Annotated in this window: 17 protein-coding genes; 10 read left to right on the top strand and 7 right to left on the bottom strand. The window is 40.5% G+C overall.

Annotated elements, in window-relative coordinates:
- Nucleotides 1-50 precede the first annotated feature (50 nt).
- Together fbp and rhaM are read right to left on the bottom strand one after the other, a co-directional pair.
- Nucleotides 51-1,058 (bottom strand): class 1 fructose-bisphosphatase, encoded by a 1,008-nt coding sequence (gene fbp, locus EHW67_RS08135; RefSeq protein ID WP_126161883.1) that lies wholly within the window; start codon nucleotides 1,056-1,058, stop codon nucleotides 51-53.
- A gap of 202 nt (nucleotides 1,059-1,260) precedes the next feature.
- Complete coding sequence (gene rhaM / locus EHW67_RS08130; protein WP_126161882.1) at nucleotides 1,261-1,575, bottom strand: L-rhamnose mutarotase; 315 nt, start codon at nucleotides 1,573-1,575, stop codon at nucleotides 1,261-1,263.
- Nucleotides 1,576-2,055: 480 nt separating this feature from the next.
- On the opposite strand from rhaM, the gene EHW67_RS08125 reads away from it, so the two are divergent.
- Nucleotides 2,056-3,495, top strand: a complete 1,440-nt coding sequence (locus EHW67_RS08125) for a sulfatase family protein (protein ID WP_126161881.1) — start codon at nucleotides 2,056-2,058, stop codon at nucleotides 3,493-3,495.
- 239 nt (nucleotides 3,496-3,734) lie between these two features.
- Here the strand turns inward: EHW67_RS08125 and EHW67_RS08120 are convergent, their stop codons facing one another.
- The 4 genes from EHW67_RS08120 to EHW67_RS08105 all read right to left on the bottom strand — a co-directional run bounded on the left by EHW67_RS08120 (nucleotide 3,735) and on the right by EHW67_RS08105 (nucleotide 10,963).
- Nucleotides 3,735-7,256: a sulfatase-like hydrolase/transferase gene (locus EHW67_RS08120; protein ID WP_126161880.1), complete on the bottom strand. Its 3,522-nt coding sequence runs from the start codon at nucleotides 7,254-7,256 to the stop codon at nucleotides 3,735-3,737.
- 367 nt (nucleotides 7,257-7,623) lie between these two features.
- On the bottom strand, nucleotides 7,624-8,193 hold the full coding sequence (locus EHW67_RS08115) for a peroxiredoxin-like family protein (RefSeq protein WP_126161879.1): 570 nt from the start codon (nucleotides 8,191-8,193) through the stop codon (nucleotides 7,624-7,626).
- Nucleotides 8,194-8,305: 112 nt separating this feature from the next.
- Nucleotides 8,306-9,484, bottom strand: coding sequence for a DUF4861 family protein (locus EHW67_RS08110; protein ID WP_126161878.1), 1,179 nt, complete (start codon nucleotides 9,482-9,484; stop codon nucleotides 8,306-8,308).
- A gap of 417 nt (nucleotides 9,485-9,901) precedes the next feature.
- On the bottom strand, nucleotides 9,902-10,963 hold the full coding sequence (locus tag EHW67_RS08105) for a GntR family transcriptional regulator (RefSeq protein WP_126161877.1): 1,062 nt from the start codon (nucleotides 10,961-10,963) through the stop codon (nucleotides 9,902-9,904).
- Nucleotides 10,964-11,144: 181 nt separating this feature from the next.
- On the opposite strand from EHW67_RS08105, the gene EHW67_RS08100 reads away from it, so the two are divergent.
- The 5 genes from EHW67_RS08100 to EHW67_RS08080 all read left to right on the top strand — a co-directional run bounded on the left by EHW67_RS08100 (nucleotide 11,145) and on the right by EHW67_RS08080 (nucleotide 18,252).
- Nucleotides 11,145-13,250: a bifunctional aldolase/short-chain dehydrogenase gene (locus tag EHW67_RS08100; RefSeq protein WP_126161876.1), complete on the top strand. Its 2,106-nt coding sequence runs from the start codon at nucleotides 11,145-11,147 to the stop codon at nucleotides 13,248-13,250.
- A gap of 246 nt (nucleotides 13,251-13,496) precedes the next feature.
- On the top strand, nucleotides 13,497-14,777 hold the full coding sequence (locus tag EHW67_RS08095) for an L-rhamnose isomerase (RefSeq protein WP_126161875.1): 1,281 nt from the start codon (nucleotides 13,497-13,499) through the stop codon (nucleotides 14,775-14,777).
- A 9-nt stretch (nucleotides 14,778-14,786) separates the two neighbouring features.
- Nucleotides 14,787-16,160, top strand: coding sequence for an FGGY-family carbohydrate kinase (locus EHW67_RS08090; RefSeq protein ID WP_126161874.1), 1,374 nt, complete (start codon nucleotides 14,787-14,789; stop codon nucleotides 16,158-16,160).
- Nucleotides 16,161-16,278: 118 nt separating this feature from the next.
- Nucleotides 16,279-17,685 carry a purine-cytosine permease family protein gene (locus EHW67_RS08085; protein ID WP_126161873.1) on the top strand — a complete coding sequence of 469 codons (1,407 nt, stop codon included), beginning with the start codon at nucleotides 16,279-16,281 and terminating at the stop codon, nucleotides 17,683-17,685.
- A 75-nt stretch (nucleotides 17,686-17,760) separates the two neighbouring features.
- The gene (locus tag EHW67_RS08080; protein WP_126161872.1) at nucleotides 17,761-18,252 is read left to right on the top strand and encodes a nuclear transport factor 2 family protein; all 492 of its coding nucleotides are present in this window, start codon (nucleotides 17,761-17,763) and stop codon (nucleotides 18,250-18,252) included.
- A 166-nt stretch (nucleotides 18,253-18,418) separates the two neighbouring features.
- Here EHW67_RS08080 and EHW67_RS08075 read toward each other — a convergent pair whose 3' ends face one another.
- Nucleotides 18,419-18,970, bottom strand: a complete 552-nt coding sequence (locus tag EHW67_RS08075) for a DUF4494 domain-containing protein (protein ID WP_126161871.1) — start codon at nucleotides 18,968-18,970, stop codon at nucleotides 18,419-18,421.
- A gap of 268 nt (nucleotides 18,971-19,238) precedes the next feature.
- On the opposite strand from EHW67_RS08075, the gene EHW67_RS08070 reads away from it, so the two are divergent.
- From EHW67_RS08070 to EHW67_RS08055, 4 genes are all read left to right on the top strand, one after another.
- The gene (locus EHW67_RS08070) at nucleotides 19,239-20,354 is read left to right on the top strand and encodes a DUF2914 domain-containing protein (RefSeq protein WP_126161870.1); all 1,116 of its coding nucleotides are present in this window, start codon (nucleotides 19,239-19,241) and stop codon (nucleotides 20,352-20,354) included.
- A 222-nt stretch (nucleotides 20,355-20,576) separates the two neighbouring features.
- Nucleotides 20,577-21,593 (top strand): L-glyceraldehyde 3-phosphate reductase, encoded by a 1,017-nt coding sequence (gene mgrA, locus EHW67_RS08065; RefSeq protein ID WP_126161869.1) that lies wholly within the window; start codon nucleotides 20,577-20,579, stop codon nucleotides 21,591-21,593.
- Between the two features lie 91 nt (nucleotides 21,594-21,684).
- Nucleotides 21,685-22,410, top strand: a complete 726-nt coding sequence (locus EHW67_RS08060; RefSeq protein WP_394343584.1) for a flavodoxin family protein — start codon at nucleotides 21,685-21,687, stop codon at nucleotides 22,408-22,410.
- Nucleotides 22,411-22,503: 93 nt separating this feature from the next.
- Nucleotides 22,504-23,172, top strand: a complete 669-nt coding sequence (locus tag EHW67_RS08055) for an FAD-binding oxidoreductase (protein ID WP_126161867.1) — start codon at nucleotides 22,504-22,506, stop codon at nucleotides 23,170-23,172.
- Nucleotides 23,173-23,272 lie beyond the last annotated feature (100 nt).

Genomic DNA, 23,272 nt, shown 5'->3' with positions numbered 1-23,272 from the left:
TATTTTTCTTAAGAAAAGTGCGGGTCAACCCCGAGCTGGAAAAGCCATATCTAGTCTTTTTCGGCAATAAAGGCTTCCAGTTTTTTAACCATTTCCTTATTTCCACAAAATAGCGCCTCCCGTTGGTGAAGCGTTTTAGGTTCTACATCAAGAATTCTTCCGGAACCAGTAGAGGCGGCACCATTGGCCTGTTCGGTTAAAAAGGCCATAGGGTTGCATTCATAGGTCAACCGTAGCTTGCCTTTTTGAGTTGGTCCTATCCTAGGATACATATATATACCTCCCTTAATAATATTTCTATGGAAATCCGAAACAAGAGAACCTATATATCTTGAAGTGTACGGTCTATCGCCTTCTTCTTTTTGGCAGTATTTGATATATTTCTTTACTCCATCGGAAAAATGAACGTAGTTCCCCTCATTCACAGAATAGATGTTGCCATTTTCCGGGAATTGCATGTTGGGATGGGAATGATAAAAGGTTCCCAAAGCGGGATTTAAAGTAAAGCCATTTACGCCATTGCCTGTACTGTATACTAAAATAGTTGATGTACCGTACATTATATAACCAGCGGCAACCTGATTCTTACCCGGTTGAAGAAAATCTTCTAATTGAACGGGCTGCCCAACAGGTGAAATTCTTCTATAAATGGAAAAAATTGTTCCAACAGAGGCATTGACGTCAATATTGGATGAGCCGTCAAGGGGATCAATAAGCACCACATATTGATTGTTGTTTTTACCATCCTGACTATTTACGGCAATAAAGTCTTCTTCCTCCTCAGAGGCTATACCACAAACAATACCCCGTTGTTTTAAGGTTTGAATAAATTTTGTGTTGGCATAAACGTCCAATTTCTGTTGGTTCTCGCCTTGTATATTGGTATTGCCGGCATCGCCCAAAATATCTACCAACCCAGCCTTGTTTACTTCGTGATTGGTAATTTTGGCAGCCAGCCGTATAGCGTTTATAAGTTTGGAAAGCTCACCCGTAGAATATGGAAAGGCAGCTTGATTTTCAAAAATAAATTCTCCAAGGGTCTTTTTTTGGTTGGTCATAGGATAAGGTGTTTAGTTTTTAATCTACTTTACTGTATTGGACGCCATTCCCCGCAGCTTACGCCTTTGACAAACATCACCAAGGAAAGGACTCCCTTTTTATTACGGGCAACAAATTGGAGAACCATCGGCTATAGGCTTAATATAGTGGCTTTTTTAGATATATTAAAATCTGGGAGGTAGATTCACCATAATATTGATTTTATGGAAGATAAAAAACAGTTTTTAAGTCTTTCGAAACCGGGCTATTATCCGGGTTGGTTTCCATTAAGTCTGCCATGTATTCCCACCACTTTTTACAAATTTCGGTATCCGCAATTGCATGCCATTTTTCTTCGGATTCCAATTCGGCATAACCAAACAGTGAATGGGTTTCATTATCGAAAAAAATACTGTAATGATGAACCCCATGATTTTTTAAAACTTCTTCAAGTTCCTTCCAAATAGGATTGTGTCTTTTGGTATATTCCTCTATTTGGCTTGGGTAGACTTTCATTTTAAATGCTTTTCTTATCATATTAATTTCTTTTATGTATTCATGTAAACAAACTAAAACTAGCTGAGTTCCAATTTTGATAAAAATAAACCATGAAGTAAATTTACGTATCCTGTACAGTGCTGGTTAAGTGTGCAATAATCACTAAAGAAAGTTTATACAGCATAGTACAGGATGCATTTGTTGGGAACGAAAGTTAATATTGTTTTATTAATTTCTATTTCCAATGTGCACTATTATGTTAATGATATAGGAAGACCAATCTTACAGTGCTTTTTGTTGCCATGCCGGGTATTGAAAATTCACATAGTTAAGATTAGGGGCAAAAACTGCCTGTGATACATAAAAATAGAGGGGAGTAATACCGAAATCCAGCTATACAATATTTTTAAAGACCCTTTTGAACAAGTAAACCTGGCAAATGAAAAACCAGAAGTTGTAAATGATTTAAAAAACAAGATTGAAGCCTCCTGGAATCCTAAATTATAAATAAGAATAAGCATGAAAAAAAGCAGTTATTTAATCACTATATTAGGTATCCTCCTTATTGGGAGTTGTGCAGAAAAGAAGAAGGCCGTAGCAGCCCAAGAAAAGGAACCTCCCAATGTATTGATCCTAATTACTGACCAATGGCGTGCACAGGCAACGGGCTATGCTGGAGACCCCAATATAAGTACTCCAAACTTGGATAGTTTGGCGGCCATAAGCGTTAATTTTAAAAATGCGGTTTCCGGTATGCCGGTCTGTTCCCCATTTAGGGCATCACTATTAACCGGACAGCGCCCATTGACCCATGGGGTCTTTATGAACGATGTGCAGCTGGATACCAATGCGGTGACTATTGCGAAAGTGTTTAATAAGGAAGGTTATGATACAGGATACATTGGTAAATGGCACTTGGACGGTCATGGAAGGCTGCAGAATGTTGCCCCTGGACAAAGGAGACAGGGCTTTAAGTTCTGGAAAGGCAACGAATGCACCCACGATTACAACAAATCTGTGTACTATGACAACGATGACCCCAATAGAAAAATTTGGGAGGGCTATGACACCTTTGAACAGACCGATGCTGCCATAGACTATATCAAGGAAAGGAAGTCTACCGAGAATCCATTTATGATGATTCTTTCCTACGGAACCCCACACGCACCATACCATACTGCCCCAGTGGAATACCGGAACCGATTTGATCCGGAAAAGATTCAACTCCGCAGAAATGTACCGGATAGCCTAAAGGAGCGGGCAAAAAAAGATTTGGCGGGTTATTATGCACATATAGCGGCATTGGATGACATGATTGGCAAGGTGATAAAAAATCTAAAGGAATCCGGACAATTTGAAAATACCATCATTGTGTTTACTGCCGATCATGGAGACCTATTGGGCTCCCATGGTGCCTATAAAAAGCAGCAACCTTATGAGGAATCGGCCAGGGTACCTATGCTTTATTACCTTCCTGAAAAGCTAAACATTGCAGCTGGGGAAAGGGATGCCCTGATGAATTCTGAAGATATTATGCCTACACTACTAAGCCTATGTGATATTTCCATACCCAGTACCGTTGAAGGGTTGGATTATAGGCCTTATATGGAAGGCAGGAAACAGATGGGAGGTGCTACTTTACTAAGCTGTGTACAACCTTTTGGACAATGGAATAGGGTAACTAAAGGAGGTAGGGAGTACAGGGCCATTAAGACCCAACAATACACCTATGCCAGGGATTTAAACGGGCCATGGTTGCTTTTTGACAATGTTAATGATCCCTACCAATTAAATAACCTGATAGGCAACGAGGGGTATACAGCATTACAAGACGACCTGGAGAGTCTACTGGCCCAGCGGTTAAAAGAGACGGGAGATGAGTTTCTTCCAGGTATGGAATACATAAAAAAGTGGGGATATCCGGTAGATGAGACCGGTACGGTACCTTACACCCATTAACAAATTTTTATAGCTGTGTAATAAGCCTTAATCTAAAAAATGCGTGTCCAGGGACACGCATTTTTTAGATTATAAAGAAATATATTTTCAAATTTTAGCAATAAAAGAGGACCTAATCCAATTACAAAACTTCTACTTTGTAAAATAAAATACCTTTCTATATTTATAACTTATTGCAATCAAATAGATACAACTTATTATTAACCTTGGGTTTTCAATTGCCAATGGTACAGCTTCCCTTAAAAGGAATTAATTACCAATTTTATTTCATGTTTGCCAGGGGTTAACCTCACCGAACCAAAGGCCGTAGGTACTTTTTTTCCGTTGTGCATCAGTTCTTTTCCCGCAGCATTTGTCAATTTAAATTCGGCTACCATATTGGCGGGGATTTCAATGGTGTATAATTGCTGGCGGGAACTTACATTTTTGTAATCAGCCTTTATGGTTCCTTTAATGGTAGGGACCTCAATACTGCTATTCTTTAAATTACCCATTTGAGGTTTTATGGTGGCAATGCCAAAACCGGGTGTTTTGGGCTGTATACCCCAAAGTCCACGTGGAATGGCGTTGGCAGGGACAGCCCCCCATGCATGGTTCCAATCCAGGTTATTTTTATATTTTAAATCCCATGCTTCCAGGGTAATGGTAGAGCCGATACGGATCATATTATACCAACTTCTGTCACTGGTATCGGTCAATAGGTCCAAGGCATAATCTTCTGCTCCCGCATTGTATAAGCCGTCCATTAAATATTGGGAACCATACACGCTGCAGGCCATCCCTCTAGATTTAACAAACTCTACTACAGACTTTATGTGTTCTTGGGGAACCATATTGAAGGCCAAGGGCATCATATTGGCATGTAGGGAAGCATGGTCCGTACCAATCCCATCAATGTATATCCCACGCTCCGCATCAAACATTTTTTCGTTAAAAGCCTTCTTTGCTTTTATAGCTCTTAATTTATAATCCAAGGCTTCCTGAGTCTTGCCCAAAACCTTGGCAAATTCAGCCATTATTTTCATGTTCTGGTAGTAAAATGCATTCACTACGGTATTGTAATCCTTAAATACGTAACCGTCGCGTTCCCCTTTGTTGTTGGGATCCCCGCCCCAACCTGCAGAGGGCCAATCCACTATATCCCTGAAGGTTTCCTTCATGGTCTTTGGAAATCCAAGATTGGCCATTAATTCCGGGGTCATTTTTTTGGAGGTAATCAATCCATCTTCGTTCGCAAGCTCATAAAGGGTTTTGTATTTTAATTGATCGTAATATTTTTCTATAAGTTCCGTATTGCCGGTATACATGTAATCGGCATAGAACATTAGCGCTACATGCTGCTGCCATTCGGTAGGCCATGTAGGGTGTTCCATAAAATATTCTATGGTCTGCCTGGCAATGGCATATTCTCGATCGGTGGTATAATGGCTTAGTTGATTTAAATAAGCATCGGCCTCATAAGGAATGCGTTCCCTGTCCCCATCAACATATAGTCCGTTGAATGTAGTGGCTTTTATGGAATACTTGCAAAGATCCCAGACTTGATTCAAAATATCATCTGAGCTTTTAAAACTACTGGCATCTTCTTCCCAATAACTGTGATGGGCCAATTGGGTAAAATTTTCTGCGATCAAAGGTTCTTGTGATCCTTCTATTTCTGCGTATCTAAAAGGCATCAATACTGGAAACCCTTCCGGTAATGGCAATGCTTTGCCCGGTAAGGTATTACGTTTGTTGGGTTTAATTTGAAGTTGGTATTGGGTTTGTTCGGGTGTCACTGCCACTTTAATTTCCTGATACCTTATATGGCTCCTTTTAAAGGGAGTCCTGTTAATCTTTTCCCCCTCCAATTGTTCCCCTATACGAACAGTTAGTGTATGCGCGGTTTTGGCATTGTATGTGAAATTTAGGGTTGCAAAGGCATCTTTACCAAAGTCCATAAAATAACTATCACCTCTTTTTTCGAATACTCTAGGTTTTATTTTATCAACTTGAAAACTATTTGGGGTAGTGATGGTGGCTTTTGGGCTCCCCATAGTGAACGATTGTGTTTGGGAATAGCGAGTAAGACGATTTACCTGATCCCATATACGTACTTTCCAGAAGTAGGTCTCCCCACTTTTTAATTGGGCTCCGCCATGCTCTATATCAGTTGAGTTATTGCTTCTCACTTCCCCACTGTTCCAAATATCACCTATGTTATTGTTGATGTTTTCTTTGGAGGATGACACCAATATTTGGTATGCCGATTGGGAAACCGCCCCCTTGGGGACCACCCAACCGTATTCTGGTTTGGAATCAATTATAGTAACCCCATTAGTATCTCTAATCCATTCCACGATTAAATTGGACGGGCCTTTTGAATATTCGTCGGAAAGTTCAAGAATTAGGCTATTCGTCTTTTTTCGAAAAGATTGCAGTTTATCAGCATATTTTGGGTCTTTCGCCAAATTATTGGTTTCCTGTGGGTCGTCCTTTAGATTATAAAGCTCCTCAAAGGATTGGTCATTCACATAACGGAAGTATTTCCAATTTTTTGTCCGTACTCCTTCACTAGGGGGAATGTCCTTAAATTCCCATAGATGCTCTATTAAAACGGTGTCCCGTTCAAAGTCGGTTTTAGGATTTCTAATGATCGGCATCAGGCTCTTGCCCTGCCACGCTTTAGGTGTATCTACCCCCGCCAAGTCCAGGATAGTTGAGGGGACATCAATGTTCAATGCTAGGGCATCATTGTCTTTTTGCTTTTTTAAGCGTGGATCAAAGACTATTAAGGGTACCCTAACGGAATTGTCGTATAACAACCATTTTCCGGCTAGCTGGCGCTCACCCAAAAAATAGCCATTATCCCCCATCAAAATAATTACGGTGTTCTTATCAAGTCCCTTTTTCTTTAGTTCTTCCCTGATTTTGGCAATTTCACGGTCTATCCCTGAAATCATTCTATAATACCCTTTTACACTGTGCTGGTATTTTTCAGGTGTATCATAACGCCATGTCCATCGTAAACGATTAAAGCCGTCACGGACAAACTGTGGTTGGGCTTCAAAATATTTGTCTTCCCCTAATGCAGGGGCAGGAATTTCCGTGTTGGCCAGTAAAGCATTGGACTCCTTTTGCCAAAAGTATTGATCCTTGGCAGAATCATGGGCATGGGGAGCACTAAAACTCAATGAGAGGCAAAATGGAGTGTCGGTTTTGGCATCGGCAATGAAATCAATGGCCTTCTGACCGGTATAACGGGTTAGGTGTACTGTATCCTTTCCCAGGGTTTTGTAATAGTACCCACGTTTATCCTTAAACCTATTGTTGCGATCGTAGGATTCAAACTTATCAAATTGCTTATCCAGGCCGTCATATCTCACTCCATATTTTCCATAAAAACCTGTAACATAGCCATTTTTCTTTAGGAGGGTAGGATAGGAGTTGGCCATATAGGAATCCCTAATATTGCCGGTTTTAAAATTATAGTTATGGGTACGTTCATAGAGACCGGTCAATATGCTAGCTCTACTGGCCGCACATATAGGTGTGGTGACCATGGCATTTTCAAAATAAGTCCCTTCCTTGGCCAATTTGTCCATCTCTGGAGTGGAAATGAGTTTGTTCCCTGAATAACCAAGGGCATCAAAGCGCTGATCATCGGTTAGAATAAAGATAATGTTAGGTTTTTTTTGATTCTGTTCTTGACCGGATTTTTGTGCTTTTAACACAAGGGTGCAAGCACAAAATAGGAATACAGCTACAGCTCTTACTTTCATCTAAAGGTGTTTTGTTTTAATGGACTGCTATATGTAGTCTATTAATAGTTGGAACATAAGTTAGTAATTAAGTGGTCTTTTTTATAACGAAGCAGCTGGATTTTTGTAAAATGTACGGATTTTGAACTACTTACACATTAGACATAGTTTCCTTGATGCTCAAAAAAGACCTCTTCAAACTTAGGGTTTATATTACTATTAGCTATCCTGTGCTGTCCTGAAAAAGAAAAAGAAGCCCTTGCGTTATTTTTCAAAAGGAACAATAGAAAGGAGTAGGTTTATTTGTTTTATCTTTCTAAACTGGTTTTAGGTTGCGGACTTGGGATTGTACCAGTATAACATGGTATTCTGTATAAATAGATAAGGCCTATTTTTTTATGCTTCTTAGCACTTTGATGATTTCTACTGGGGCCATCCGTTGTGTGTAGTCCGGTTCCACATGGCCCGCTTCAATTATTTGGTCTCCGGTAATGATAAATGTGGCGGGAACGGGGAGGGTTTTTAGCCCTTCTCCGTTAAGTAGGGTTAAATCACGGCGTTTGTGATAATCGGGGCCTGGATCAAATTGAAGGTTATAGGCCCGTATCACTTGTTGGTCGGCATCACTGAGTACTTCAAAGCCCAGTTCATTTTTTTGTACGGCCGTTAGGGCATCATCCGGCCTTTGAGGACTAATGGCTACCAAAGAAGCTCCAAAAGATTCAATTTCAGGTAAATGCTTCTGTATTTCCCGGAGATCTAAATTGCATATGGGGCACCATTCACCACGGTAGAACTTTATGATTACAACCCCAGTTTTTAAAAGGTCCGTCAGTGTTATAATTTTACCATTTGCATTGGGTAGCTTAAAATTAGGTGCCGTGTCCCCTGGAGACAGTCCTTTTACTTGGGAGGCATTGGCTACGACCAACTTTTGAAAATCTTTTAAAGTGCTCATAATAGTTTATGCTGTGGAATGTCTTGATAATTAAAACAATAATACGGTCATATTATAAATGCCGTTTGCTGCCTAACTAGCAGCCTACTAAATGACACATAGCATTGTTTACTTATTGTTTGATCTCTACCAACAAAGGATTTTTTATACGCTGGGCGAAATCGTTTACATACTTCTCCCAAGCCGCTTTGGTTGCAAATTGTCCGCTTTTCTTCCATCCAAAACCGGCATAATAGGTAATTTTATTGTCCTTTTTTTTGATGTGGGCAAACAAGTTGCTTTCATCTTTTTGGTCGGTTAAATAGTGTTCATGGCCAACCATTGCATTTTCGGGTACTACTATTGCCGTACCCAGTTCAGAGTCTTCATGGGGTTCCCAATAGCTTATCCACCCCATTTGTTCATTAACTGCAATATCTCCGTCCTTTTCATGAAGTGTTAAACCTGCAGACAAGGTATCTGTACCTCTTGCCGTAATAACGAACTTGGAAAGATTACTGCCGTAATCCAGGGAAATCCTCTTTTCTTCAGATATGGTATTCCCCGCTGCATCCCAATTGGCGTAGGTTAACACAAAGCTGGTTCGTATGGGGCCGGTACACAAGGTTTTCCAAGAGGTAAAGTTTTTGGAAAAATAATAGGTGGTGTCTACCTTTTTGGCGATTCCACCTACACCACGGCTACTCCCTACATGAAAATTGTCCAAGCCTTCTCCCGTATCTTTGTGGTAGCTACCATCGGTCTCCAATTCTTTTTTATACCATTTATTGATGATGGGGTAATCTACACGTTTTAACCAGGCATCTATTCCACTGGAAAGCGTACCTCCCTTTATATCCTCTTCAACCATTTTTTGGGCCGTAGGCCCATAGGTCCTAAAAGCAACCCTGTTGTTTTCCCAAGCATAATCGTCTGTGCGTTCAGGGACAAATCGTGAATAGCAGTTTGGTATACTGTCCGTTAGCTGTGGACTTTGGGTGCTGCTTATTTGAAATGTTCTTTCACTGTTGGCAGCTATTTTAGGTTGGAAGAGTATGGCATCCAGTTTACCGTCGTCATTGGAGTCTATTTGCTGTGAAACCAGGTTTTCTTTTGTTTCGGCATCCCTTATAACAAGTTGGGTCTTGTCATTGAGGTCTAGAGAGGACAGATCTATAGAAACTGTTTCATTTGCCCTATCCACGGCCATAGTATTCTTTACTATAATCTGTTTTACTGCTTTGTCACCTTCTTCACAGGAGAGCAGTAAAATAGGTATGCTTAAAAATAAAAGAACATTGGTTTTTTTCATGGTAGATCAGTGTTTGGTTTTTGTTTATTCTGTTTTAGGCTTGGACTAAGATACGGTATAGGATTCCAATCGCGGCCTAACCCCATTATTTTATAGATTTTATATTTACTATAGTATTGTTTAATTAATAGAATGCTCCCTGTAAAAAGCATAAAGATAATACGTTATAATTTTTATTTATCCTTTGTTAATTGGAAAAAGAACACTTAACCGGTATGTGCCATTTTTAAGTTAATGTTATACTATTGACAAAAATCATTTTTAAATGTTCTAGTCGTCTTTGTGTTGTGGCTAATTCATTGACTCTTTTGTCCCTTCTTAAATCTATTGTGTCAATAGTAGAAAAGTGCCGTTTAGGGACATACATGGTATTATAGCTTTAAGGATTCCAAGTTGGTTTGGATATGAAAATAAAACTTAAGCATTGAGGTCTAAAAGAGAATTTCTGTCAATAAAGCTAAAGGGGTTTTTAATCTTCCCTTTTTTCTTTTCTTTGATCATACGGGCCAAGGTCTCGCCCATCACCTTAAAATCAGTAGATATACAGGTTATGCCCAGCAGTTCTTTTAAAGGCGTGTCGTTATAGGATATGATACCGATATCCGTGCCTTTAATGAATTCCTGATCTCGAATTTGTTTCACCAAGTTAACCAAATCCGATTCACTTATGGTTATAAAAAGATCCCCTTTTTTCAATATAATGTCATCATAAATTTCATTCAGAAATTCAAAATCCAGATTGTGCTCAACACAAAATTTACGAAAACCGTGTAAGATTCTCTTGGGGTAGGGGTAGATAGAATTTTCTGGATAGACCATAATAAGTTTTTGATAGCTCGCAATTTTAGCAAGTCCCTCCTTAAGGGCGCTGTAAATATCATCTTCAAAGTCTTGGTAAATTTCAATGGAGGCTCCTTTAACCTCAGCTATGGGGTTATCTAACAGAATCAGTTTTTCCTTGGGAATTTTGTTTACTGCATCCACCACCTTATCCGTAAAACTAATGTGATTCAGTTTGTCTGTCTTAAAATGTGGCATGATGATATAGTAGTCATACGCTCCCTTGTTTTTTTCCAGAATATTAAGAAAAAGGTCTTCCTCGCAATGGTAAATATGAAGATCGGTATGGGCAGTGCCTCCTATGCTGTTGATAAAGGAATTGTATATCCGCATCTTATAGGAACTCAATTTATTGATCAGGAAGAGTATATTTACCTTTGAGATTAACTGTGTACGGGCTATGTAATATCCCTTTCCCCTAATGGACAAAATTACCTTTCTTTCCTTTAATAGGTTATAAGCCTTCTCCACCGTATCCCTAGATAGAAAATATTCTTCGCTCAGGGTATTGATAGACGGGATCTTGTCGTCCATTTTTAAATTCCCCACCGAAATATTATAAATTATTTGGTCTACGATTTGCTGATATTTGGGAATCCTAGAGTCCTCATCAATTTTGATAAATTTAAATATATCCATTCATCTGAGTGTTTAGCCTTTCTCAATGGCATTGCCAATAAGGGGCTGTAGCCCTTATTCTGTCATTTGTGCTATAGCATCAAAAGTAAGCATTTTTTTAAATTGACCCTTTTACGGTACAGTACAGGATAGACATAATAAATGTATAATTTACTTTTGTTTAAAATAGATAATCATAGAGATGAAAAATACAACAACACAATTTAAATATGTAGACTACCTATGGGATGATGACAAGGCAAAGGCTCTTGAAGATGATCAGGTAAAGCTTTTTCTTTATAGATCAAATATTCTAGGTGCCGATCTCAGAATCACCAATTACGGTGGAGGAAATACCAGTTGTAAGACCATTGAGAAGGATCCGTTGACCAATGAGGAGGTAGAAGTGATGTGGATCAAGGGTTCCGGTGGGGATATAGGGACGTTGACCAAAGCCGGGATTGCCGGATTGTATACGGACAGGCTAAGAAACCTAAAGAATGTTTATGGTGGCCTATCTGATGAAGATCGAATGGTTGGACTTTTTAATCACTGTATCTACGACTTGGACAGTAAGGCCCCTTCCATAGATACGCCATTGCACGGCTTACTGCCTTTTAAGCATATAGATCATTTGCATCCGGATGCCCTAATAGCTGTTGCTGCCGCCAAGGATAGTGAAAAGGTAACCAAAGAAATTTGGGGAGATACCATGGGGTGGGTGCCTTGGCAGCGTCCTGGGTTTGACCTGGGGCTTCAGCTGGAAAAATGTCTGAACGACAATCCTGGTATACGTGGTATTGTTTTGGGCAGCCATGGTCTTTTTACATGGGGAGATACCTCTTACGAGTGCTATATGAACAGCTTGGAAGTCATTGAAATGGCATCTGCCTATATCACTAAAAAAATAGAGGAAAAAGGCAGTGTATTTGGAGGTCAAAAAGTACAGTCCCTACCAAAGGAGGATCGTTTGGAGAAAGCCTCCCAATTGATGCCCTTGTTAAGGGGACTTTGTTCTTCCGAAAATAGGATGATAGGGCATTTTACGGACACTGATGTAGTTATGGAGTACATCAACAGTAATGATTTGGCCCGTTTGGCCCCCATGGGAACTTCATGTCCAGACCACTTTCTTAGAACAAAAATCCAACCCTTGGTGTTGGAAATTGATCCTAACGGGGATTTGAGCGATACCGAGTCGGTATTGAAAAAATTAGAACCGGCCTTTGAAGCCTACAGACAAGAATATAAGGATTATTACGAGACCTGTAAACGTGACAATAGTCCGGCAATGCGGGATCCCAACCCCGTGATTATCATCTTACCGGGCGTGGGGATGTTCAGTTTTGCGAAAAACAAACAGACCACAAGGGTAGCCAGTGAATTTTATATCAACGCTATCAACGTAATGAGGGGAGCGGAGGCTATAACTGAATATACCTCCCTGCCTAGACAGGAAGCCTTTGATATAGAATATTGGTTGTTGGAAGAGGCCAAATTACAACGTATGCCCAAAGAGAAGCCGCTTTCCAGAAAGGTGGCACTAGTAACCGGCGCAGGAGGGGGTATAGGGAAAGCCATTGCCGATAAATTGGCTAGTGAAGGTGCCAATGTGGTATTGACCGATATTGCTGAGGCCCGACTCCAAGAGGCTTTGGATACCTATCCTAGGGATACTGCCAGCTATGCAGTATGTGACGTTACCAAATCCCAGTCCATAGCCAGTGCCTATAAAAAAGCATGCTTGGAATTTGGAGGTGTGGATATAGTGGTGCACAGTGCAGGTTTGGCAATTTCCAAACCCTTGTCAGAGACCACAGAAAAGGATTGGGACATTTTGCAGGAGGTATTGGTCAAAGGTCAATTTGAGCTGGCCAAACAAGCAGTTGCCATTATGCGTTCTCAAGGACATGGAGGAGACTTCATCAGTATAGCCAGCAAGAACGGTTTGGTATCCGGTCCCAATAATGTAGGCTATGGTACCGCGAAGGCTGCACAGCAACATATGGCGCGTCTATTGGCCGCCGAATTGGGCGGAGATAAGATCCGTGTCAACACAGTGAATCCCGATGGCGTTATCGTAGGTAGCAAGATATGGGAGGGCGACTGGGCCGAAGGCCGGGCGAAGGCCTACGGGATTACCGTAGAAGAGCTTCCGGCTCATTATGCCAAGCGTAACCTGCTCAATGAGATCATTTACCCTCAAGATATAGCAAACGGAGTGTTTGCCTGTGTGGGAATCCTGAACAAGACCACCGGAAATATAATCAATGTGGATGGCGGAATGGCCAATGCATTTGTAAGATAGTTAGTTGAGTTAGTTTTTTGGAAATAGGCACAGGTTGTAGTGAGGCCTGTGCTATATTTCCATCGTAAAAGAACTAAGTTTATGGGCAGCGGCATCATAATACTGGCCTAACAAAATTGAAGATTTTACTATTCTGGAATATAAAAGGACAACCTACTTGAATTTGGTATTGGGGACCTTATAGGTAATCTATGCGAAAAAAAATCACTAAGTTCAATTCCAGGTTAATACAAAATACTATAAGCGATGAAAATAGAAAAAGAACAGATCCTGTCGGATAATAAAAAGGATATTGGTGTACACGAGGAAAGTTTTGATTTTCTGGCCAATTCTCTCGATAGAAAAGGGGTAGATGTACATAAGGTAATTAAAGATCTTTCAGATTTTCAGGTAGCCATTCCCAGCTGGGCGCTCGGAGCGGGAGGAACCAGATTTGGAAGGTTTTCTTATTACGGGGAGCCTGCCAACTTGGAGCAAAAGATAAACGATGTGGGCATATTGCATGCCCTGACACAGACTGCTGGGGCCATATCCCTGCATATTCCATGGGATATTCCAGAGGATTACAAGGCCATCAAGGAATTGGCCACTGCCAACGGACTTGTTTTTGATGCCGTAAATTCCAACACCTTTCAGGATCAAAAAAATGCCAAGGAGAGTTATAAGTTTGGTTCCCTGAGCAACACTAGTAAGGCAGTTAGGGATCAGGCTATAGCGCATAACAATGAAGTGATAAAAATAGGGGAGAAACTAGGATCCAAAAGTTTAACGGTCTGGTTGGCCGACGGTTCCAATTTTCCTGGTCAGCACAATTTTCAAAGAGCCTTGCAGCATACCCAGGATAGCCTACAGGAAATCTATGCCACCTTACCGGAGGATTGGAAACTGTTTATAGAATACAAGCCTTACGAGCCCAATTTTTATAGTACGGTAATCCAGGATTGGGGCACCTCGTTTATGTTGGCCAATGCCTGTGGTGAAAAAGCATATACCCTGGTAGACCTTGGCCATCACTTGCCAAATACCAATATAGAGCAAATTGTTTCAACCTTGATGATGCAGGGCAAACTGGGAGGTTTTCATTTTAACGATAGCAAATATGGTGATGACGACAGCACCGTGGGCAGTGTAAAACCATATGCCCTGTTCTTAATATTTAACGAACTGGTCTATGGGATGAACAACAATCCACAGAACCCATATCCAGCTTGGATGATAGATGCCAGCCATAACATTAAAGATCCTTTGGAGGATTTGATCCAATCCTTGGAGGCTATTCAGGAAGCCTATGCAAAAGCACTTTTGGTAGATCAAGAGCAGTTGAAATTGGCCCAGGAAAAACATGACGTAGTGCTGTGCCAAGAAATTTTACAGCAGGCCTACCGTACCGATGTAAGACCACTTTTGGAAAGGGCTAGGCTAAACGTAGGCGGGGCATTGCACCCTATAAAGGCCTATAGGTCGCTTGGTGTTAGGGGAAATTTGATACAAGCCAGGGGAAAGCACAGTATAGCAACGGGATTGTAAAAACAGTAAATGAAAGAAAAAGTAACAGCTGTATTCGACATAGGGAAGACCAATAAAAAGTTCTTTTTATTTGATAGGGATTTTCAGGAAGTATATAGGGAATATACGAGGTTTGATACTATTGAGGATGAAGATGGTCACCCTACCGAAGACTTGGGGCGTTTAAAAAACTGGCTTAAAGGAGTGTTTGATAGGATTTTGGATGCCAAGCAATACGATATAGTATCCATTAATTTTTCTACCTATGGCGCAAGCCTTGTGCATTTGGATGAAAATGGCGAAGTGCTTACCCCACTTTATAACTATACCAAACCGCTGCCACAGGAGATAGTAAATTCCTTTTATGATAAGTATGGACCTGAAGTGGATTTTGCGGCGGCAACCGGCTCCCCAAGTGCAGGAATGCTCAATTCCGGGATGCAGTTGTATTGGCTCAAGTACGCCAAGCCCGAGGTATTCCAGAAAATTAAATACTCCTTGCATCTGCCGCAATATATCAGCTATATCTTTACCGGTATTCCAGTTAGCGAACATACCAGTATAGGGTGCCATACCGCACTCTGGGATTATGATAAGAAAGACTACCATCAATGGGTATACCAGGAGGAGATTTATAAAAAATTGCCAGTGATCGTTTCTACCGAGACCAGTTTTAATATGAACTATAACGGGAAGCGTATCAATATAGGAGCGGGGATACATGACAGCTCGGCGGCTTTGCTGCCCTATATAAGGAGCATACGAAAAAAGTTTATACTTGTTTCTACCGGGACTTGGAGTATTGCCCTTAATCCTTTTTCGGAGCAAGATCTGACCAAAGCCGATATTACAAAGAACTGTATCAATTATATGCGTATCAACGGTAAGGCAGTAAAGGCTTCGCGCCTTTTCTTGGGCAATGAATATAAGGAACAGGTGAAGGTGTTGTCCCAACATTTCAAAGTGCCAAGCGATTATCATAAGACAATTGGTTTTGACCACGACATATATTGTGAGATCGTCAAGGATTTTGAGTATATGTTCAGCTGGGTTGGGATCCAAGATAAGAATATGCCCGCTACCACCAGAATCCCATATGATAAATTTGAGCATGCCTATCATCAATTAATGGTGGAGTTGGTGCTATTGCAGGTAGATTGCATAAAAATGATAAGTGGGAACGATGCAATAGAGAAGTTATATATTGATGGGGGCTTTTCTGATAATGAGGTGTATATACAACTACTGTCCCATTACCTCAGGGATATGAGCTTAAACACAACGGATTCCTCCTTAGGGTCGGCACTTGGCGCCGCTCTTTGCATATCAGATACCAAATTGAACTCCAAATTCCTTAAAAAAAATTATGCCCTGAAGAAGCACGTACCATTTATTATACAATAGTTAAGAAGTATTAAGCAATTTAAATAATTGTCGATATGCTTAGTAAAAGGCTATAAGAACATAAGTGACAATTGAACATTTAACCGATCATTATAACTAAAAATAATAACCAACCAATATGAGCCAACACAATATAGAGGAAGAAATTGAGGAAATAGCCGGGGGCGAATTTGAACGTGTAGCGGTACCCCAGTCTAAACTAAAAAGCTGGAAGAGTTTTTTGGGTATGTATGCGGGGGAGCACGCTGCAGGGACCGAATTTGTAATAGGCCCTTTGTTTTTAACAACCGGGGTCAGCGCCTTTGATCTTATTGTAGGGCTTTTGCTCGGGAACTTGTTGGCCGTGCTCAGTTGGCGGTTCCTGACCGCTGAAATTGCCGTGAAATACAGGTTGACATTGTATTACCAATTGGAGAAAATCTGTGGAAAAAACCTGGTTACCGGTTACAATTTGGCCAATGGGATACTTTTCTGTTTTTTGGCCGGATCCATGATTACGGTATCGGCCACGGCAGTGGGGATTCCCTTTAATATGGAAATGCCCAAGCTCACTGATACCATGCCCAATGGTATGACCTGGGTAATCATAGTTATCTTTCTTGGTGCGGTCATTTCCTTAATAGCCTCTAAAGGGTATGAAACGGTGTCCAAGGCGGCAAACTGGATGTCTCCCGTTATAGTAATGGCCTTTTTGGCCTGTGGCGTAGTTGCACTAAATCAATTGGGGGTCAATAGCCTTTCTGAATTTTGGGATATATGGGGAGAAGGTTCTGAGCCCTTTCCAGGGCAGATCAAGTACACCTTTTGGCACGTGGTGATATGGTCTTGGTTTGCGAATGCTGCCATGCACGTGGGTATGTCCGATCTATCGGTATTCCGTTTTGCTAAAAAAGCAAGTAGCGGATGGACAACGGCAGCGGGAATGTACGTGGGCCATTATATGGCATGGATAGCTGCAGCGCTGTTATATGCTGTTTACCTAAAATCACCAGAAGCCCAGGCTTTTCTCTCCAATGGGGAAGCTCCTACTGTAGCACCTGGGCCCTTGGCCAATAATGCCATTGGTGTTTTTGGCATCCTTGCCGTGGTGTTGGCAGGTTGGACAACTGCCAATCCAACCATATACAGGGCGGGACTTGCGTTTCAGGCCATAGTTCCTAAATTATCTACTTTTTGGGTTACCATAATTGCGGGTACATTGGCAACTATTGCCGGACTATTCCCTGCTTTTGCCATGAAATTATTAGGTTTTGTGGCCTTGTACGGATTTATCCTTGCACCCTTTGGAGCTATTATTGTATTTGAGCATTTATTTCATAAACAGGCAGGAATCGTAAAAAATTATGCGGAAGTGGCCAACCTAAAGTTCAACAAGGCCGTGTTTTTCGCTTGGGCCATTAGTTTTGGACTTTTCTATTTTATATCCGTTCAGTTCGATGTATTTTTATCGTTTGTTACCTTACCGGCATGGTTGCTATGTGGCGTACTCTTCTTGGTGTTTAGTAAACAGATCCAGAAAAGGTAGGTCCCTAAGTGGAATATAATATTAGGCCCTGGGTGATGGTAACAGTATAACTGAACACCTAATAAAAATAATTATATGAAAAGCAAGAATATGTTGAAAGTAGTAGTGTTAGCTATGCTATTTACTAGCAGTGCAATTGCACAGAATAGAATATCCGAACTCAATGCCTATTGGAATGTGGTTAAAGAAAAAGTAGAAGCTGGGGATGTAGCAGGATATGGATCAACATTCCATGAAGATGGGGTGTTGGTTTCAGAATCGTCCGGGAGTTGCTATGCCCTTAAAAAGGCCTTAATTAGATGGAAGGAAGGGCTGGAGAAAACAGCCAAAGGATTAACCAAGGTGAAACTGAATTTTAGGTTTTCAGAACGCCTGGGAGATGACGATTCTGCATTTGAAAAAGGTATATTTAGATATGAACTCCTGGATGAAAATGGCCAAAACTCTGTTAGGTTTATTCAATTTGACGCCTTACTGGTAAAAAAGGAAGGGAAGTGGCAGATCATGTTGGAGCATCAAAAATTACCGGCAACCAAAGAAGAATGGCTTGCTTTAAAACCTTTATAGAAGGTGTAAAGTACTTACCTTGTTACAATGCCTACCTATTCACGGATCGCCGTCGCAGGGTGAGGTGTTCATCAGTGTAGAAATAACAGTATCCAGAATAGGTAATACCTGTTCTGGATACTGTCTTTATTAAAAAATGGTGCAGTATGTGCCCAATTATTAAAGTTTATACCACTTCACTTTCTTCCACAACTTCTTCTTCAGAACTATCCGACGTATTTACGTCTTCTGCTTCAGTAGTCTCGGATTTGTTTAATACCTTAAATTTTTCCAACTGCTCTTCCTCTCCGGTAAAGTAGGGGAATACATCCATAATAGGTGATTCGCTAATAGCAGGGATGCTGTAGTCTCCAGTGGTGCCTTTCATGGCCGCAATGGTATTGTCATAAGCCTCTTTTACGTCATTGGCCTGGATCAACATATAAAAATTGGTTTTTCTTTCCTTCCCACTTTCCTCATCATAGGCAATTAAGGATACCTTGGATTTAAACCATCGGTCCGAATTTTCAAAAGGATGGACCTCTGAAAAATTGGCGACTTTAATATTAGTGATCAGAAACTCTTCGCTGGTGTAGGCGGCCATCTCTTCATTGATCCTGGATTCCGCTTCAGTGTAGGATATGGCATCCAATAAATAGGCCTCCGTAGTTACCTTTTGTTCCCCCGTTTCATGGGTTTTTCTGTATTTTACTTTGCACTCGTACCAAGTTACGCTCATAGTTATTTTTTTAGGAGGCCAAATATATATTTTATAAAAAAGGATTGTAGGGAATCCAAACAATAGATATTCACAATTTTAATTTGCCGTTTTCGTTGGGTAATAATCTCTGATCTAAAAGTGTTGGCATACAGTGTGGTACAGTTTTATTGGTGGGTTGTACCATCGCTCCTAAATTATTGTTTTGGTCCTATAAAGGGTTGCTAGGATTATTTTGGGTATATCCTTGGGCTAATTGAATTATATTTATGCTCCTCCAAAGCAACTTATGAAAAGGACATTGGTTAAGTTTAGAAATAGTGCGTTCCGGAAAACTATACGGAAACATGAAAAATATGCTCCTATAATTTTTTTCGTTCTTGGGTTTGTTTTTGATTCCCTAACCCTTGGGCGTATTGATAGATTGTACGATCTAGTGGTGCTTTGCTTGCATATGACTAGTTTAACCATTACCCTGTATCTCTACAATCTGGCCGATGACGGTAAATGGAAAAACACGGTATTGGAGCGTTACCAAGAATACCTGCCCCTGGCCATCCAATTTTTCTTTGGAGGGCTTTCCAGTGCCTATGTTATTTATTTCTCTAGAAGCGTCTCCCTTTCCAAGACTATGGCCTTCTTTATAATATTGGTAGTGTTATTATTGGCCAATGAATTACTTAAAAAGCGTATCTCTAACAAGTATTTGCAATTTGGGGTGTATTTTTTTATAAGCTTTACCTTTTTTGCTTTTATGGTTCCGGTTTTCCTGCGCGAAATGAACACAGAAATATTTCTTTATTCAGGAGTAATTAGTTTGGTATGTACCGTATTATTGATACTTATAATTTATTGGTTAAGTCCTAGTACACGGGCAGAAGTTGGGTTGGGAAAGTTGCTTGGGCTTATTTTGATAATCTATGCCCTGATCAATATATTTTATTTGTTTAGACTTATTCCGCCAGTGCCATTGGCAATGGATAGGGGGGTAGTGGCACATCATATTTCCTTGAAGGATAACACATATGTAGTGACCTACGAAAGGGATGAGTGGTATGTGTTTTGGAGGGACCATAGGCTTAAATTTATTCATGACCCGGATGGCAAGGTATATGCTTTCTCTTCCATATTTGCACCTACAGATTTAAAGAAATCGGTCTTTCACAGGTGGAAATGGTTTAATCAGAGAACGGGGGAATGGGAAATAGTTGAGGATATTGGCTATGAAATTACTGGGGGCAGGGATGGCGGTTATAGGGGATACACCTATAAAAGTAACGTAAAAGAAGGCATTTGGAAAGTTGAAGTGATTACAGAGGAGGAACTTGTTCTAGGGGTCATTAATTTTGAAATTGTTATGGATCCTTCGTTAGAGCCCCATAGGTTGGTCCAGAAAAAATTCTGATCATTTTTTTCTGTGTTGATTTGTATAATTGTTAAATGGGCCATATCCGATGGCGTCAAGATTTTTCTGATATGATTTATCCTTGGTATGGAAAAACCGTATATTGACTATAAATTCCCCAACTAGGTAGTTATAGCCATTATGGCAATAAAACGAGGATATGACTATTATTGGAACTGGGGGCAATTGTTGTTAAATTTGAAAATACTATAAAAAATAGATATGAATATAAATGACTCTTTTTCACACGATCTTTATCAGGCCGATAATAATCGATATGATACTATGCAATATCGCCGCTGTGGCAATAGCGGCATTCGTTTGCCCTTATTGTCCTTAGGTCTTTGGCATAATTTTGGTCACACCAACGACTTGGAAAAAGGACGTGAATTATTGCGATGTGCCTTTGACAATGGAATTACCCATTTTGACCTTGCCAATAATTATGGTCCTCCTTACGGGGCCGCAGAAGAAAATTTTGGCCGTATTTTCCAACAGGATTTTAAGCCCTATCGGGATGAGCTTATTATTTCCTCAAAGGCCGGCTGGGATATGTGGCCTGGGCCCTACGGTAATTTTGGATCTCGGAAATATTTGATAGCCTCGGCAGATCAGAGTCTAAAAAGGATGGGGCTGGAATATGTAGATATTTTTTATCACCATAGACCCGATCCAGATACCCCTTTGGAGGAAACCATGGGAGCTCTTCATCATTTGGTGCAAAGGGGAAAAGCATTGTATGCGGGAATTTCGCAGTATCCGGCAGATCTAACAGCCAGGGCCGCCAAGATAATGAAAGATCTGGGAACCCCACTTTTAATTCACCAGCCAAGGTATAATATGTTTGACCGCTGGGTGGAAGATGGATTATTGGTAGAATTGGAAAAACAGGGAATGGGTTCCATTGCCTTTTCGCCCCTGGAACAAGGGGTATTGACCAATAAATACTTAAACGGTATTCCTGAGGATAGTAGGGCCAAAAAAGACGGGCGCTATTTGCAAGAAGAACAAATAACTCCAGAAATATTGGAAAAGGTTAAGAGGCTAAACAATTTGGCACAGACACGTGGACAGAGTCTGGCCCAAATGGCCATTGCATGGTTGTTGAAAGACGAGCGTATTTCTACTGTATTAATAGGGGTTAGCCGTAGAGAACAATTATTGGACAATATTGCTGGATTGAGCAATTTGAGTTTTACCGATTCCGAATTAAAGGAAATAAAGGAGATTTTAGGTTAAGGCTGTTGACGCATTGGGCGGCCCAATATCTTCTGGCCGTATGGGGTCTACATGAAAGTTTATAAGTATTAAACCTTAAAATATACGGAATATGGATTTTAGTAATTTAAAGGCTATTTACATCAATTGTACCTTAAAAAAATCGCCCCGTACAAGCCATACTGCAAAGTTGATCGGAGTATCCAAAGAAATTATGGAAAAAGAGGGGGTATCCGTTGAGCATATTCGCTTGGTAGATCATGCAATTGCCAATGGAGTATACCCAGATATGACGGAGCATGGTTGGGAAAAGGATGAATGGCCCCAACTCTTTAATAAAATTTTGGATGCCGATATACTTATTGTAGGCACTCCCATATGGCTGGGGGAAAAATCTTCCATTGCCCAAAAACTGATAGAAAGGTTATACGCCATGAGCGGTAAAACCAATGATAAAGGACAATATATTTATTACGGTAAGGTGGGAGGTTGTATAATAACAGGCAATGAAGATGGGGTAAAGCATTGTGCCATGGGCATTCTTTATTCCCTACAGCATATTGGGTATTCCATTCCGCCACAGGCAGATTGTGGTTGGATAGGGGAAGTAGGCCCGGGACCTAGTTATGGAGATAGTGAATGGCAAGGTGAAACCTTGGATCAGGCTGCAGGAGTGGAAAGCGATTTTACCAATAAAAACACCACCTTTATGACCTATAATATATTGCATTTGGCCTCTATGCTTAAAAAGAACAGTGGTTACCCACCCTATGGTAATTCTAAAAAGGAATGGGAGAATGGTGAACGATGGAAGTTTAATAATCCCGAATATAGATAAGACAATAGGTTATGGGCAGTTTGGATAATCCAATTCAAAAAATTAACTTAATACTGTACAATTGAGGAGGTCAGGACCATTATACATAAAGCAATGAAGCAGCATATTGTTAAAATATTGGAAACACATTTTATCACTCACGACGTAAAGCGATTTGTGGTAGAAAGGCCTGTGGGCTATGATTTTATTCCAGGTCAGGCCACCGAGATTTCCATTAACCTTCCTGAGTGGAAAGATAAATTAAGACCCTTTACCTTCACTTCAATACAGGAACATGGTTTTTTAGAATTTATGATCAAAATCTATAATGACCATGATGGGGTTACCAACAAATTGGGACGTACCCACGCTGGGGCAGAACTTATACTGCACGATGTTTTTGGTGCCATACAATACAAAGGTCCTGGTGTTTTCTTGGCCGGTGGAGCCGGTATTACTCCTTTTATATCAATTTTTAGGCATTTGTATATCCATAAGAATTTGCACGGTAATAAATTGATCTATTCCAACAAGACTTCTGAAGATGTTATTCTAGAGGAAGAATTGGAGAAAATGCTGGCCGGTAACTTTGTAAAAATATTCACCCGAGAAAATGTGGTAGGCTTTAGGGGCAATAGAATAGATCGTAAATATCTTATTGAGAATATATCCGATTTTGGACAGAACTTTTATCTATGTGGTCCCAAGAAGTTTGTAAAAAATATCTCAAAGCTGTTGCTGGATCTAGGAGCTTCGGCCGAGACCGTAATTATAGAGCAATAATTACTTGGTCCAATGCCTTTTGGCACACATACGTACTGCACCGTGTTTTCTTCATATAATATCAACATAATATAACCTTTGGCCTCATCTATCCTTCAGA

This window comes from Arenibacter aquaticus (assembly GCF_003957295.1).
In the GTDB taxonomy this organism is placed as follows: Bacteria; Bacteroidota; Bacteroidia; order Flavobacteriales; family Flavobacteriaceae; genus Arenibacter; species Arenibacter aquaticus.
This window is presented reverse-complemented; position numbering and strand designations above follow the sequence as displayed.

Coding starts and splice junctions, on each gene's coding strand:
- fbp (WP_126161883.1), bottom strand. CDS start 1,058: ATGACCAACCAAAAAAAGACCCTTGGAGAATTTATTTTTGAAAATCAA.
- rhaM (WP_126161882.1), bottom strand. CDS start 1,575: ATGATAAGAAAAGCATTTAAAATGAAAGTCTACCCAAGCCAAATAGAG.
- EHW67_RS08125 (WP_126161881.1), top strand. CDS start 2,056: ATGAAAAAAAGCAGTTATTTAATCACTATATTAGGTATCCTCCTTATT.
- EHW67_RS08120 (WP_126161880.1), bottom strand. CDS start 7,256: ATGAAAGTAAGAGCTGTAGCTGTATTCCTATTTTGTGCTTGCACCCTT.
- EHW67_RS08115 (WP_126161879.1), bottom strand. CDS start 8,193: ATGAGCACTTTAAAAGATTTTCAAAAGTTGGTCGTAGCCAATGCCTCC.
- EHW67_RS08110 (WP_126161878.1), bottom strand. CDS start 9,484: ATGAAAAAAACCAATGTTCTTTTATTTTTAAGCATACCTATTTTACTG.
- EHW67_RS08105 (WP_126161877.1), bottom strand. CDS start 10,963: ATGGATATATTTAAATTTATCAAAATTGATGAGGACTCTAGGATTCCC.
- EHW67_RS08100 (WP_126161876.1), top strand. CDS start 11,145: ATGAAAAATACAACAACACAATTTAAATATGTAGACTACCTATGGGAT.
- EHW67_RS08095 (WP_126161875.1), top strand. CDS start 13,497: ATGAAAATAGAAAAAGAACAGATCCTGTCGGATAATAAAAAGGATATT.
- EHW67_RS08090 (WP_126161874.1), top strand. CDS start 14,787: ATGAAAGAAAAAGTAACAGCTGTATTCGACATAGGGAAGACCAATAAA.
- EHW67_RS08085 (WP_126161873.1), top strand. CDS start 16,279: ATGAGCCAACACAATATAGAGGAAGAAATTGAGGAAATAGCCGGGGGC.
- EHW67_RS08080 (WP_126161872.1), top strand. CDS start 17,761: ATGAAAAGCAAGAATATGTTGAAAGTAGTAGTGTTAGCTATGCTATTT.
- EHW67_RS08075 (WP_126161871.1), bottom strand. CDS start 18,970: ATGAGCGTAACTTGGTACGAGTGCAAAGTAAAATACAGAAAAACCCAT.
- EHW67_RS08070 (WP_126161870.1), top strand. CDS start 19,239: ATGAAAAGGACATTGGTTAAGTTTAGAAATAGTGCGTTCCGGAAAACT.
- mgrA (WP_126161869.1), top strand. CDS start 20,577: ATGAATATAAATGACTCTTTTTCACACGATCTTTATCAGGCCGATAAT.
- EHW67_RS08060 (WP_394343584.1), top strand. CDS start 21,685: ATGGATTTTAGTAATTTAAAGGCTATTTACATCAATTGTACCTTAAAA.
- EHW67_RS08055 (WP_126161867.1), top strand. CDS start 22,504: ATGAAGCAGCATATTGTTAAAATATTGGAAACACATTTTATCACTCAC.